The sequence below is a fragment of the Geodermatophilus sp. SYSU D00684 genome (assembly GCF_054050455.1).
The window spans coordinates 35,219-48,060 of record NZ_JBJGZI010000025.1; the positions used below are offsets into that span (position 1 = coordinate 35,219).

Genomic DNA, 12,842 nt, shown 5'->3' on the forward strand with positions numbered 1-12,842 from the left:
TCAGAAATGGCCATTTCTGCCGCCGGGAGCGCCCGGTGAGCGGCCGCCTGTACGGGGTCGGGCTGGGCCCCGGCGACCCCGAGCTGGTCACCGTCAAGGCCGCCCGGCTGATCGGCGCCGCCGACGTCGTCGCCTTCCACGCCGCGCAGCACGGCCGCTCGGTCGCCCGCGCGCTGGCCGCCCCCTATCTGCGGGAGGGGCAGGTCGAGGAGCTGCTGGTCTACCCGGTCACCACCGAGGGCACCGACCACCCCGGCGGCTACCAGGGCGCGATCGACGAGTTCTACGAGGCCGCCGCCGCCCGGCTGGCCGCGCACCTCGACGCCGGCCGCGACGTCGTCGTGCTCGCCGAGGGGGACCCGTTCTTCTACGGGTCCTACATGCACATGCACAAGCGGCTCGCGCACCGGTACCCGACCGAGGTGGTGCCCGGCGTGACCAGCGTCAGCGGCGCCGCCGCCGTCGTCGGGCGGCCGCTGGTGGAGCGGGACGAGGTGCTCACCGTGCTGCCCGGCACGCTGCCCGCCGACGAGCTGGCCGAGTGGCTGGCCACCACCGACTCGGCCGCGGTGGTGAAGCTCGGCCGGACGTTCCCGCAGGTCCGCGAGGCGTTCGAGGCCGCCGGCGTGCTGGACCGGGCGCTCTACGTCGAGCGGGCCACCACCGACCGCCAGCGCACGCTGCCGCTGGCCGACGTCGACCCCGCGACCGTCCCGTACTTCTCGCTGGCGCTGCTGCCCTCGCCCCTCACCGGGGCCACGCCGGGCCCGGCGGACCTCCCGGACGCCGCCCCGCGGGCCGGCGAGGTGGTCGTCGTGGGCCTCGGCCCCGGCGCCCGCGGCTGGACGACGCCCGAGGTCGCCGACGCGCTCGCCGCCGCCGACGACCTGGTCGGCTACGGCCCGTACCTGGACCGGGTGCCGGCCAACCCGCGGCAGACCCGCCACCCGAGCGACAACCGGGTGGAGGCCGAGCGGGCCGCGCACGCGCTGGGGCTGGCCCGGTCCGGACGGCGGGTCGCGGTCGTCTCCAGCGGCGACCCGGGCGTGTTCGCCATGGCCGCCGCGGTGCTCGAGGTGGCCGCGCAGCCCGAGCACGCCGGCGTCCGCGTGCGGGTGCTGCCCGGGCTGACCGCCGCGCAGGCCGTGGCGTCCCGGGTCGGCGCGCCGCTCGGCCACGACTTCGCCGTCATCAGCCTCTCCGACGTGCTCAAGCCGCTCGACGTCGTCCTCGACCGGCTGCGCTCCGCGGCGGCGGCCGACCTGGTGCTGGCGCTGTACAACCCGCGGTCGAGGGCGCGCCCGCACCAGCTGGCCAAGGCGCTCGACGCGCTGCGCGAGGTGCGCGAGCCGGAGACGGTGGTCGTCGTCGGCCGCGACGTCGGCGGGCCGGAGGAGGAGGTCCGGGTGACGACGCTGCGGGACCTGGACCCGGAGACGGTGGACATGCGCTGCCTGCTGCTGGTCGGGTCCTCGCAGACGCGGGTGACGCCGGCCGGGCAGGTCTACACGCCGCGCCGCTACCCGTCCTGACGGGAATGCCGGCCGGATCGGTGGCCTTGGCAACTGTCGTGCCCCGCCTCCCCCGCCCGGTCGCGTTCTGGTCGGTGGCCGGACTCCTCGTGCTGGTGCTGGCCGCCTCCGGCGTCCCGTCCCCGCTGTACCGCGTCTACCAGGAGCAGTTCGGCTTCGGCGCCGGCGTCCTGACGCTGGTGTTCGGCATCTACGCCTTCGCGCTGCTCGCCGCGCTGCTGGTGGTCGGCAGCCTGTCCGACCACGTCGGCCGGCGGCCGGTGCTCGCCGCCGGGCTGCTGCTGCAGGCGGTCGCGATGGCGGTCTTCCTCGCCGCCGACGGCGTGGGCTGGCTGCTGGCCGCGCGCACGCTGCAGGGGCTGTCGACCGGCGCGCTGACCGGGTCGCTCGGCGCGGCGCTGCTCGACCTGCAGCGCCCCTCGGCACGCCCGCTGGGCGCGCTGCTCAACAGCGTGTCCCCGGGCCTGGGGCTGTCGCTGGGCGCGGTGGGCGCGGGCCTGGCGATCGAGGGGATCGCGGAGCCGACGCCGTGGGTGTTCGGCGTGCTGACCGTGGCCTTCGTGCTGGGCGCGGGGCTGGCCCTGCTGCTGCCCGAGACCTCCCCGCGGGTGCCCGGGGCGCTGGCCTCGCTGCGCCCGCGGGTGGAGGTGCCGCGGCCGCAGCGGCGCGCGTTCGCCGTCGGGGTCCCCTGCCTGGTCGCGCTCTGGGCGATGGGCGGGCTGGTGCTGTCGCTGGGGCCGTCGCTGACCGCCGGCGTGTTCGGCGTGGCGGGCCACCTCGTCGGCAGCCTGCTCATCCTCTGCATGCAGGGTGCGGCCGCCGTCGGGGGCGTGCTGGCCCGGGACGTGCCGCCGCGCCGGGCGATGGGCGGGGGCTGCGTCGTGTTCGCGGTCGCCGTCGGCGGCCTGCTGGTCGCGCTGGTCACCGGGACGCTGTGGTTGTTCTTCGTCGCCTCCGGGCTGGCCGGCCTGGGCTTCGGCGCCGCCTTCCTCGGCACCGTGGCCACCGTGACGGCGGGCGTCGCGCCCGGCCACCGCGCGGGGCTGCTGTCGAGCGTCTTCGTCGTCGGGTACCTGGCGTTCAGCATCCCGGCGATCGCCGCGGGCATCGCCTCGGGCGCGGTCGGGCTGCGGCCGGTCGCGGAGGTCTACGGCGCCGTGGTGATCCTGCTGGCGCTGGGCGCGGCGGTCGGCCTGCGGCTGTCGGACCGGCGCGCGCCCGCTCCCCTGCCCGTCGACGAGCCGTCCGAGCCACTGGCCGCCTGAGGTCCGGCCGCCGGGCGACGGTGTGCGCTCACGCGGGGTTCCCGGCGGGAGAACCCCGCGTCGGCGCACACCGTCGCGGTCCGGGGGCGTCAGGATCGTGCGCGACCGACCGCGGCGCAGAACCGGTCGTGGTCGGCGCGCGCCGCCGCCAGCGGCGCCAGCACCTCCTCGTCGGCCACCTCGGCCACCCGCGCGGTGAGCCGGCGCCGCGCCGTCCGCGCCCGGCGTCTGGCGCCCGCGGCGACCAGCGGCCGGCACAGCAGCGCCAGCAGCAGCCCGGCGAGCAGCCCGCCGGCCAGCAGCAGCGTGGGCAGCGGGATGCCCTGCACCCGCGGCAGCGGGAGGACGTCGTCGAGCTGCAGCAGCCCCAGCCCCACCAGGGCGAGCAGCCACAGCGCGCCGACCAGCGCGGTGAGCGCCAGCAGCCACTGCAGGCCGCCGGCCGCGCGCTGCCACAGCGGCGTCCGGTCGGGGCCGAGGTCGGTGCCGGCGACGGCGCGGTCGAGCCGGTCGGGCAGCCGCTCCTCCGTGTCCTCCGACGTGCGGCGCAGCTCGTCGCGCCAGGCCGGCGGCAGCCCGCGGCCGGCGTCGTCGCGCGCCCGGCGCAGCGCGGCGTCCATCCCGGCCCGCTGCACCGCACCGGCCTGCGGCAGCGAGGTCCGCGACCGCTCGTCGCCCAGGTTGAGCCGGCCCAGCGGGTCCGCGCGCAGCTTCGAGGTCCACCGCAGCACCGGCCAGCCGGTGTGCGCCACCCCGCTGCGGTGCGCCGAGCGCTCGACCGCGGCGACGACCGCCGGCACCCCCGCGGCGTCGGCGAGCGCGCCGGCGAGCTCCTCCCGCGCCGCCCGGTCCGGCCCGCGGTCGCGGCCGGCGTCGGGCGCGCAGTGGGCGGCCAGGGCCGAGGCGGCGCCCCGCGCGTCCGCGGTCAGCCGGTCGGTGGCGGCCTTGCGGGCGCCCACCCGGCGGCCCAGCTCGGCCCGCAGCTGCGGCAGGCCCAGGCCGCTGGACGCCGCGGTGGGCAGCACCGGCACCCCGGTCAGGCCCTCCTCGTCGAGCAGCCGGCGCAGGTCGGCCAGGCACGCGACGGCCGCCGCCTCGTCGAGCCGGTCCACCTGGTTGAGCACCACCAGCAGCACGCCCGCGTGCCCGGCCAGCGGCGCGAGGTAGCGGGTGTGGACGGCGTCGTCGGCGTACTTCTGCGGGTCCAGCACCCACACCAGGACGTCGACCAGCTGCACCAGCCGGTCGACCTCCAGCCGGTTCTCCAGCCGCACGCTGTCGTGGTCGGGCAGGTCGAGCAGCACGAGGCCGTCGAGCGCGGGGTCGGGGTCGGCGACCCGGTGCCGCCGCGGCACCTCCAGCCAGTCGAGCAGCCGGTCGGCGCCGTGCGCTCCGGTGGCGGGGTCGCCCCACACGCTCGCGTGGGCGACGCCGGTGGTCGGCCGCCGGACGCCGGGCGTGCTCACCTCGGCCCCGGACAGCGCGTTGAACAGCGTCGACTTGCCGCTGCCGGTGGCCCCGGCCAGCGCGACGACGGTCGCGTCGCCCAGCGCCTCGCGCGCCCCGGCCTTGGCCAGCAGCGACCGCGCCGTGCCCACCTCGGGCACCTCGAGCCGCCCGTCGGCGACCTCGACCGCCTCGCGCAGCGCGGCCAGCCGGTCGGCCAGCGACGGCCCGCGGCCCCTCACGCGCCGGCCCCCCGGGCCGCGGCCAGCGTGGCGACCGCCGAGCGCAGCTCCTTCGCCGCGCCGGGGGCGTCCGCGGCGACGGCGAGCAGCTCGTCGAAGCGGTCCTGCTCGGCGGCCAGCAGCCGGTCGGCGCGGGCGTCGAGGTCGGCGCGGGCCCGGGCGGCCAGCGAGCGCACCGCGGCGTCGCCGAACACCGCCTCGAGCACCCGCTGCCCGAGCGCCGTCGTCCCGCCGGCGACGGCGAGCTCCGCCCCCGACAGCCCCGCCGTGGACGCGAAGACGGCGACCATGACCACCGCGCCGGCCCCGTTGACGCCCCACGACAGCAGCCGCGCCTGCGAGCGCTTGCCCGCGCCCTCCTCGCGCACCAGGTCGAGCACGTGGCCCTGCCAGTCGCGGACCTCGTCGGCGGCCGCGGGCGCGAAGTCCGGCGACTCCGAGCCGAGCTCCTCCTCGCGCCCGGCGACCAGCGCCGGCCCGCCGGGCAGCGCGCGCCACGCGGTCACCGTGCGGTCGGCGGCGCGGCCGGCCTCGGCGCGCAGCAGCGTCTCCACCCCCGACTCCAGCGCGCCGTGCAGCGAGTCCGCCGACGTCGGGCGGCCGGTGAGCGCGGCGCCCAGCCGGTCGCGCAGCCGGCCCACCCGGTTCTGCAGCGAGCGCATCCACTCGCCGGTGCCCACGAAGTCCTGCCAGCGGGCCAGCACCTCGCCGCGCAGCAGGCTGCCGTTGCCCACGCCCTCGGCGACCGCGTCCCGCGCCGCGTCGTAGGCGGCGTCGGCGGCGTTCCCGAGGGCGGCCGCCGCCGCGGCCTGCTCGTCCACGCCGTCGGCGACCGCGGCCACCCGCCCGTCCAGGCTCTCCAGCGCCCCGGCCAGCGTCTGCCGCACGACGGCGGCGCGCTGCTCCTGGTCGGCGGCCAGCCCGCGCAGCCAGTCGCGCAGCGGCGCCACCTGCTCCTCGGGCAGGAAGCCGTCGCGCAGCGGCCGCTCCTCCACGACGAACAGCCGCGCCGTCCCCAGCCCGCCGCGCTGCAGCATCCCGGCGAGGTCGGCGGCCACCTCGGTCACCGCCTCGGGCGGCACCCGGTCCAGCACGACCGCCAGCGCGGTGCCCCGCTCCTGCGCCGTGCGCAGCAGGTCCCACGGGACGGCGTCGGCGTAGCGGGCCGCCGTCGTCACGAAGACCCACAGGTCCGCCGCCGACAGCAGCTGCCCGGCGAGGTCGCGGTTGGTCTCCACGACCGAGTCGACGTCGGGGGCGTCGACGAGCGCGAGCCCGGCCGGCAGCGCCTCGCTCGGGACCAGGCGCAGCCCGCCGGTGACGTCGCCCGCGCCGGTCGTGCGCGGGAGGCCGGGGAGCACGCGGTCGCCGGAGAACGCCGGCACGTCGGCCGGTGAGCAGACGAGCACGGGGGCGCGGGTGGTCGGCCGGAGCACGCCGGGCGTGGTCACCCGCGCGCCGAGCACGCTGTTGACCAGCGTGGACTTGCCCGCGCCGGTCGAGCCGCCGACGACGGCGAGCAGCGGGGCGTCGAGGTCGCGCAGGCGCGGCAGCAGGTAGTCGTCGACCTGGTCGACCACCGCCCGGGCGGTCCGCACGGTCGCGTCCCGCGCGGGGGTGGCGAGGCCGAGCGGCGCCGCGGCGACGGCGTCGCGCAGGTCCTGCAGCGCGTCGGTCAGCGGGACGGTCATCCCCGGTGACTAGCCAGGACGGGGGTCCGCTACCCGTCGAGCGTCGCCAGCGCGGCCGGCACCTCCCCCGGCGTCGCGACGACGACGGCCGCGCCGGCCCCCTCCAGCTCGCCCGGACCGCCCGGTCCCCAGCCCGCGCCCACGCACGCCAGCCCGTGCGCCGCCGCGCCGAGCACGTCCTGCGCGCGGTCGCCGACGAGCACGGCCGGCCGCCGCGCGGGGTGCGCGGCGAGCGCGGCGGCGACCACCTGGTCCTTGTGCCGCACCGCGCCGTCGAGGGTGGCGCCGTGCACGGTCGCGAACGCCGCGCGCAGGCCGGTCGCCTCGAGCACCCGCACGGCGAACACCTCGGGCTTGCTGGTCGCCACGGCGAGGGTGGCGCCGCCGTCGCAGAGGGTGGCCAGCAGCTCCGGGATCCCGTCGTACACGGTGACGTCGAGCAGCGCGCCGGCCGCGTAGTGCGCCCGGTAGGCGGCCACCGCGCGGTCGACGTCGGCCGGCGGGACCCCGAGCACCGTGGCGAAGCCGTCCTGCAGCGGCGGGCCGACCATGTCGCGCAGCTGTGCCGGCGTCGGCTCGGGCAGGCCGAGCCCGGCCGCGGCCACCCGCACCGAGGCGGCGATGCCCGGCGTCGAGTCGACCAGCGTGCCGTCGAGGTCGAAGAGGACCAGCCGGCGCTCGTTCGGCACGGGACCTGCGCCTCCGGTCGGTCGGGATCCCCCGTCGGGGGCGCGAACACCGGGCGCCCTTGTCCGCAGCCTCCCCCGGGAGAACGCTGGGCGCATGAACGGGTCCGAGGAGCGGACCGCCGACGAGGGCACGCCGGACCGGCCGGTGCGCGCTCCGCACGGTCACCACACCGAGCAGGCCTCCCAGCGCCTGCAGCAGGACGTCCGGCAGCTCCAGGAGCGGCTGGCCCGGGGCGCCGAGGCGATGGCCACGACCGAGCACGCCGTCGCCGCCACCCATCTCGCCCTGGCCGAACGAGCCCTGCGCAAGGGCCGCGTCGAGGACGCGCAGGGGTACCTGCGCGAGGCCGCGGCGGCACTGCGGGCCGTCGAGCACGAGCGGGACCGGGCCGTCCGGTGGCCGGCGGCCACCACCCCGGGGGGCACGGACGCGGCGCACGCCGAGCAGGCGCGGAGGGCCGCCGACCGGGCGTTGGAGGACGCGGCCGGTCGGCGCGACCAGGCGGCCCGCCGGTGGGAGGACGCGGCGCTGTCCCGCGAGGAGGCCGCGCGACAGCGCGACGAGGTGGCCGTCGAGCGTGACCGGCAGGCCACGGCGCGGGCCGCCGCCTCCCGGGCCCGGGAGGCGGCCGCCGACGTGCGCCGGGCCGAGCAGGAGAGCTGGCAGGAGCGGGCGGCGGCCTCGGCCGGCGGGCTGCCGTCCGAGCAGCGGGAGGACCAGCGGACCATCGACGTCCAGGTCGCCGAGAGCTACCGCGCCCAGACCGAGGACGACCGGGCGCGGACCGAGTCCGACCGGGCGGCCGACGCCGCCGACCGCTGGGCAGCGGAGCGGGACCGCCGGGCGGCGGCCCGGGACCGGGACGACGCCCGCGCCGACCGCGAGCGGGCCGCCCGCGACCGCGCCGCGGCGAGGGCCGACCGTGACCAGCACCCCGGCGCCGGCCCCGCGGGACGCTGACCCGCCGGGTCAGCGGGTGACGGCGTCCAGGAAGGTGTGCACCCGCTCCCGCAGCTCGGCGACCCGCTCCCCGGCCACCTCGTCCGGGTCGCGGTCGCGCAGCCACGGCGGGATCTCGGTGCGGGCCCGGGCGGCGCAGCCGAGGTCGGCGCACACGTAGGTGCCGACCGTGTTGCCGTTGCGGCCCGCCTCGCCGGCGCGGCGCGCGGTGAACAGCGAGACGGCGTCGCCGGAGTGGGTGGACTGGCACAGCAGGCACATGACGGTCCGGCGCGCGGACATCCGCGACTCCGCCGCGCGCAGCGCGATCCCGACCGGCTCCCCCTCCCGCTGGACGACGAGGTAGCCGCGCAGCGGCGCCTTGGGGTCGCGCCAGCCGAGCACCTCCAGCTCGCCCCACGGCAGGTCGGCGAGGTCGCGCGGGAGGGTGGCCGCGTTGGCCTCGCCCTTCGAGCAGTTGACGAAGGAGCGCCGCACCTGCTGCTCGGTCATCGGTTCCACGAGGGGCCATCCTCCGTTCCGGCACCGTCGCGTCTCAACGCATTTAGCCACTCCACCGCCTGCTCGACGGTGGTCACGACGTCGACCCCCGGGGGCAGCGGCGGGCGGCGGACCAGCACGACCGGCAGCCCGAGCCGCCGGGCGGCGACCAGCTTGGCCTCGGTCATGTGCCCACCGGAGTCCTTGGTCACGACGACGTCGACGCCGTGCTCGCGCATCAGCGCGACCTCCTCCTCGACCGTGAACGGGCCGCGGGCCAGCAGCAGCACCGCCCCGGCGGGCAGCGGCTCGTCCGGCGGGTCGACCGAGCGCACCAGCACCCGCCCGGGCAGCGCGGCGAACGCGCCGACCCCCTGCCGGCCGGTGGTGAGGAAGACGGTGCCGGCGTCCCGGACCGCCGCGGCCGCGTCGGCCAGGGAGTCCACGTACGTCCAGCGGTCCCCCGGCCCCGGCGTCCAGCCCGGCCGCTGCAGCCGCAGCAGCGGCACGCCCCGCCGCCGCGCCGCGGCCGCCGCGTTGGCGGTGATCCGGGCGGCGAACGGGTGGGTCGCGTCGACGACGGCCCGCGGCCGGTGGGTGGCCAGCCAGTCGGCCAGCCCGTCGGCGCCGCCGAAGCCGCCGACCCGCACGCCGCCCTCGGGCAGGACCGGGTCGGCCACCCGCCCGGCGAGGCTGGACAGGACGTCGACCCCGCGGTCGACGAGCGCCGCGGCCAGCCGCCGCGCCTCCCCGGTGCCGCCGAGCACGAGCACCTGCCCGCTCATGCCGCACCGCCGGGGATCATGGGCCGGTGAGCAGGGACGGCGCCTCCGGGCTGCGGCACGGCTGGACCACCGGCGCGTGCGCGACGGCGGCCACCACCGCGGCCTACACCGCGCTGCTCACCGGCGAGTTCCCCGACCCGGTGACCATCGACCTGCCGAACGACCGGCACCCGGCGTTCGCGCTGGCCCGCGAGTCGCTCGAGTCCGGTGCGGCCACCGCCGGGATCGTCAAGGACGCCGGCGACGACCCCGACGTCACGCACGGCGCCCTGGTCAGCGCGCGGGTGACGCACGGCGAGCCGGGCACCGGCGTCGTCTTCCGCGCCGGCGAGGGCGTGGGCACCGTGACCAAGCCGGGCCTGCCGCTGGCCGTCGGCGAGCCGGCGATCAACCCGATGCCGCGGCGGTTCGTGCGGGAGCACGTCGCGGCGGTGGCGGCGCGGCACGGCGGCAGCGGCGACGTCGTCGTCGAGGTGTCCATCGAGAACGGCGCCGAGCTGGCGCGGAGGACGTGGAACCCGCGGCTGGGCATCCTCGGCGGGCTGTCGGTGCTCGGCACGACCGGCGTCGTCGTCCCGTACTCGTGCTCGTCGTGGATCGACTCGATCCGCCGCGGCATCGACGTCGCCCGCGCCGCCGGGCACGAGCACGTGGCCGGGTGCACCGGGTCGACCAGCGAGCGGACGGTGCAGGAGCTCCACGGTCTGCCCGAGGACGCGCTGCTGGACATGGGCGACTTCGCCGGCGCGGTGCTCAAGTACCTGCGCCGCCACCCGGTGCCGCGGCTGACCGTCGCCGGCGGGATCGGCAAGCTGGCCAAGCTCGCCGACGGCCACCTCGACCTGCACTCGGGCCGCTCGCAGGTGTCCTTCGACTCGCTCGCCGCGCGGGTGGCCTCCGCGGGCGGGTCCCCCGACCTGGTCGAGGGCGTGCGCGGGGCGAACACGGCGCTCGACGCGCTGCGGCAGTGCCAGGCGGCCGGACTGCCGCTGGGCGACCTGGTGGCCGCGGGCGCGCGGGAGACGGCGCTCGGCGTGCTGCGGGGAGCCCCGGTCGCGGTCGACGTCGTGGTGATCGACCGCGCCGGCGCGGTGGTGGGACGCGCCTAGCCGCGGCATCTCGTCGTCGAGTAGAGGTGGCTGTCGGGGAACTGCGCGGCGGTGAGCACCGGGCCCACGACGACGATCGCGGTGCGTCTGACGCCCGCGGCCTCGACCTGCCCGGCGATGTCGGCGAGCGTGCCGCGCAGCACCAGCTCGTCGTCGCGGCTGGCGCGGGCGACGACGGCGACCGGGCCGTCGTCGCCGTAGTGCTCGGCCAGCTGCGGCGCGAGCTCGGCCATCCGCTGCACGGCCAGGTGCAGCACGAGCGTGGCGCCGGTGGCGGCGTAGGCGGCCAGCTCCTCCCCCGGCGGCATCGGCGTCGAGCGGGCGGAGGTGCGGGTCAGGACGACGGTCTGGCCGACGCCGGGCACGGTGAGCTCCCGCTTGAGGGCGGCGGCCGCGGCGGCGAAGGCGGGCACCCCCGGGACGACGTCGTAGGGGACCCCGGCGGCGTCGAGCCGGCGCATCTGCTCGGCCATGGCGCTGTAGACCGACGGGTCACCCGAGTGCAGCCGGGCGACGTCGTGGCCGGCCTCGTGGGCGGCGACGAGCTCGGCGGTGATCTCGTCCAGGTCGAGGTCGGCGGTGTCGACCAGCCGGGCGCCGGGCGGGGCGGTGTCGAGCAGCTCGCGGGGCACCAGCGCGCCGGCGTAGAGGCAGACCGGGGCGCCGGCGATGAGCCGCGCCGCCCGCAGCGTGACCAGGTCCGCGGCCCCCGGCCCGGCCCCGATGAAGTACACGGTCACGGGAGCGCCCTCCGGTGCACTTCCGCGGAAGTGCACGGTGCACTTCCGCGGAGATGCCCGCTCACCACCGGGTCACCGACCAGATCGTCACGGGCATCGCGGGCTTCCAGCCGGTGAACGACCCGACCGGCTCGGCGCGCTGCACCTCGACCCGCACCAGCTCCCCGCCGACCCGGGCGTGCCACCGGGCGAGCACCGCCTCGCTCTCCACCGTGACCGCGTTGGCCACCAGGCGGCCGCCCACCGGCAGCGCGTCCCAGCAGGTCTCCACCAGCAGCGGCGTGGTGAGCCCGCCGCCGATGAACACCGCGTCCGGGGCGCCCAGCCGGGACAGGACGTCCGGCGCGTGCCCGTGCACCACCCGCAGGTACGGGACGCCGAGCCGGCCGGCGTTGCGGGCGATCCGCTCGGCCCGCTCGGCGGAGGCCTCGACGGCGACGGCGCGGCAGGTCGGGTGCGCGCGCATCCACTCGATGCCGATCGAGCCGGCGCCGGCCCCGACGTCCCACAGCAGCTGCCCGGGGACGGCGGCCAGCCGGGCGAGGGTGACCGCGCGGACCTCCGACTTGGTCAGCTGCCCGTCGGACTCGTAGGCGCCGTCGGGCAGGCCGGGGGTGGTGGGCAGCGGCATGGTGCCGCGGTCGGCCCGGCACTCGACGGCGGTGACCACCAGCGCGGGCGCCGGCTGGGACCAGGTGGCCGCGGTGCCGGTGCGCACCTCCTCGTCCGGGCCGCCGAGCCCGCCGAGCACGGTGATCAGGCTCTGCCCGTAGCCGCGGCCGGCCAGCAGCGCGGCGACCTGCGCCGGCGTCTCGCCGTCGGAGCCGAGCACCAGCAGCCGCCGGCCGGGCTGCACGTGCGGGTGCAGCAGCTCGATCGGCCGGCCGACCAGGGTGACCACCTCGGTGTCCTCCACCGCCCAGCCCAGCCGCGCGCAGGCCAGCGACACCGACGACGGCGCCGGCAGCACCCGCACCCGGTCGGCGCCCAGCAGCCGGGTCAGCGTGGTGCCGATGCCCGACAGCATCGGGTCGCCGCTGGCCAGCACCACCAGCGCGCGGTCGGCGTGCTGCTCCACCAGCCCGGGCAGCGCCTCGGTGAGCGGCGAGGGCCACGGCACCCGCTCGGCGGGGACCTCCGCCGGGACCAGGTCGAGCTGGCGGGAGCTGCCGAGCAGCACCTCGGCCCGCTCGACCTCCGCCCGCGACGTGGGCGCCAGCCCGTTCCAGCCGTCCGCGCCGATCCCGACGACGACGATCGGGGTCGTCGCGGTCTCCTCCACCGCCTCCGCCTGCCGGACCCCGCTCACGCCGGCAGCTCGCCCTCGGGCCCGGCGGCCTCGGCGAGCAGCCGCTCGCGCAGCTCCTCGGGCAGCCGGTCCACGTAGACGACGCCGTCGAGGTGGTCGACCTCGTGCTGCAGGCAGCGCGCGGCCATGCCGGTGGCCTCGATGGAGACCGGCTTCCCCGTCACGTCGACGCCGTCCACCCGGGCGCGGAAGGCGCGGGCGAGCTCGGCGTAGGGGCCGGGCACCGACAGGCAGCCCTCCTCGGTGACCTCCTCGGCCGGCTCGTCGCCCGTCGGCTCGAGCAGCGTGAGCCGCGGGTTCACGGCGTAGCCGACGACGTCCTCGCCGTCGGCGTCCGGGCAGTCGATGACGAACACCCGCGCGTCGACGCCGATCTGGTTGGCCGCCAGCCCCACCCCGTCGGCCTCGCGCATCGAGGCGAACATGTCGAGGACCAGCCGGCGCAGCCGCTCGTCGAACTCGGTGACCGGGGCGGTCGGGCGGTGCAGCACCTCGTTGCTGCCGTAGGTGACGATCGGCCGGGCGACGCCGTCGTAACGGCCGGGCAGGCGCATGGCCGCGATCCTAGGAAGCCCGGTCGGGAGGATGGACGC

12 protein-coding genes are annotated in these 12,842 nt (G+C 78.4%); 4 read left to right on the forward strand and 8 right to left on the reverse strand.

The window, feature by feature from the left end; translation table 11 throughout:
• The first annotated feature begins 35 nt into the window (after positions 1 to 35).
• The gene (locus ACI79L_RS17880; protein ID WP_456938060.1) at positions 36 to 1,532 is read left to right on the forward strand and encodes a precorrin-2 C(20)-methyltransferase; all 1,497 of its coding nucleotides are present in this window, start codon (positions 36 to 38) and stop codon (positions 1,530 to 1,532) included.
• A 38-nt stretch (positions 1,533 to 1,570) separates the two neighbouring features.
• Complete coding sequence (locus tag ACI79L_RS17885) at positions 1,571 to 2,797, forward strand: MFS transporter (protein ID WP_456938061.1); 1,227 nt, start codon at positions 1,571 to 1,573, stop codon at positions 2,795 to 2,797.
• Positions 2,798 to 2,886: 89 nt separating this feature from the next.
• Here ACI79L_RS17885 and ACI79L_RS17890 read toward each other — a convergent pair whose 3' ends face one another.
• Genes ACI79L_RS17890 through ACI79L_RS17900 form a run of 3 tightly spaced genes read right to left on the reverse strand, consistent with a single transcriptional unit; the run spans position 2,887 to position 6,865 of the window.
• Positions 2,887 to 4,485, reverse strand: coding sequence for a GTPase (locus ACI79L_RS17890; RefSeq protein ID WP_456938062.1), 1,599 nt, complete (start codon positions 4,483 to 4,485; stop codon positions 2,887 to 2,889).
• On the reverse strand, positions 4,482 to 6,176 hold the full coding sequence (locus ACI79L_RS17895; protein ID WP_456938063.1) for an ABC transporter: 1,695 nt from the start codon (positions 6,174 to 6,176) through the stop codon (positions 4,482 to 4,484). The genes ACI79L_RS17890 and ACI79L_RS17895 overlap by 4 nt, the downstream gene beginning before the upstream one ends.
• A 29-nt stretch (positions 6,177 to 6,205) precedes the next feature.
• Positions 6,206 to 6,865, reverse strand: a complete 660-nt coding sequence (locus ACI79L_RS17900) for an HAD hydrolase-like protein (RefSeq protein WP_456938064.1) — start codon at positions 6,863 to 6,865, stop codon at positions 6,206 to 6,208.
• Positions 6,866 to 6,959: 94 nt separating this feature from the next.
• On the opposite strand from ACI79L_RS17900, the gene ACI79L_RS17905 reads away from it, so the two are divergent.
• Positions 6,960 to 7,826 (forward strand): hypothetical protein, encoded by an 867-nt coding sequence (locus ACI79L_RS17905; protein ID WP_456938065.1) that lies wholly within the window; start codon positions 6,960 to 6,962, stop codon positions 7,824 to 7,826.
• Positions 7,827 to 7,835: 9 nt separating this feature from the next.
• On the opposite strand, the gene ACI79L_RS17910 is transcribed toward ACI79L_RS17905, so the two are convergent.
• Both ACI79L_RS17910 and ACI79L_RS17915 read right to left on the reverse strand, forming a co-directional pair.
• Positions 7,836 to 8,318, reverse strand: coding sequence for an FBP domain-containing protein (locus ACI79L_RS17910; protein WP_456938104.1), 483 nt, complete (start codon positions 8,316 to 8,318; stop codon positions 7,836 to 7,838).
• Complete coding sequence (locus ACI79L_RS17915; RefSeq protein WP_456938066.1) at positions 8,315 to 9,091, reverse strand: cobalt-precorrin-6A reductase; 777 nt, start codon at positions 9,089 to 9,091, stop codon at positions 8,315 to 8,317. Before ACI79L_RS17915 ends, ACI79L_RS17910 begins: the two co-directional genes overlap by 4 nt.
• A gap of 26 nt (positions 9,092 to 9,117) precedes the next feature.
• On the opposite strand from ACI79L_RS17915, the gene ACI79L_RS17920 reads away from it, so the two are divergent.
• Positions 9,118 to 10,200 (forward strand): cobalt-precorrin-5B (C(1))-methyltransferase, encoded by a 1,083-nt coding sequence (locus tag ACI79L_RS17920; RefSeq protein ID WP_456938067.1) that lies wholly within the window; start codon positions 9,118 to 9,120, stop codon positions 10,198 to 10,200.
• Here the strand turns inward: ACI79L_RS17920 and cobM are convergent.
• The 3 genes from cobM to def form a co-directional block, all read right to left on the reverse strand.
• Positions 10,197 to 10,940 (reverse strand): precorrin-4 C(11)-methyltransferase, encoded by a 744-nt coding sequence (gene cobM / locus ACI79L_RS17925; RefSeq protein WP_456938068.1) that lies wholly within the window; start codon positions 10,938 to 10,940, stop codon positions 10,197 to 10,199. The two genes, ACI79L_RS17920 and cobM, sit on opposite strands and share 4 nt — an antisense overlap.
• Positions 10,941 to 11,001: 61 nt before the next feature.
• Positions 11,002 to 12,249 (reverse strand): precorrin-6y C5,15-methyltransferase (decarboxylating) subunit CbiE, encoded by a 1,248-nt coding sequence (gene cbiE, locus ACI79L_RS17930; protein WP_456938069.1) that lies wholly within the window; start codon positions 12,247 to 12,249, stop codon positions 11,002 to 11,004.
• Positions 12,246 to 12,803 (reverse strand): peptide deformylase, encoded by a 558-nt coding sequence (gene def / locus ACI79L_RS17935; protein ID WP_456938070.1) that lies wholly within the window; start codon positions 12,801 to 12,803, stop codon positions 12,246 to 12,248. The genes cbiE and def overlap by 4 nt, the downstream gene beginning before the upstream one ends.
• Between the last annotated feature and the right edge of the window lie 39 nt (positions 12,804 to 12,842).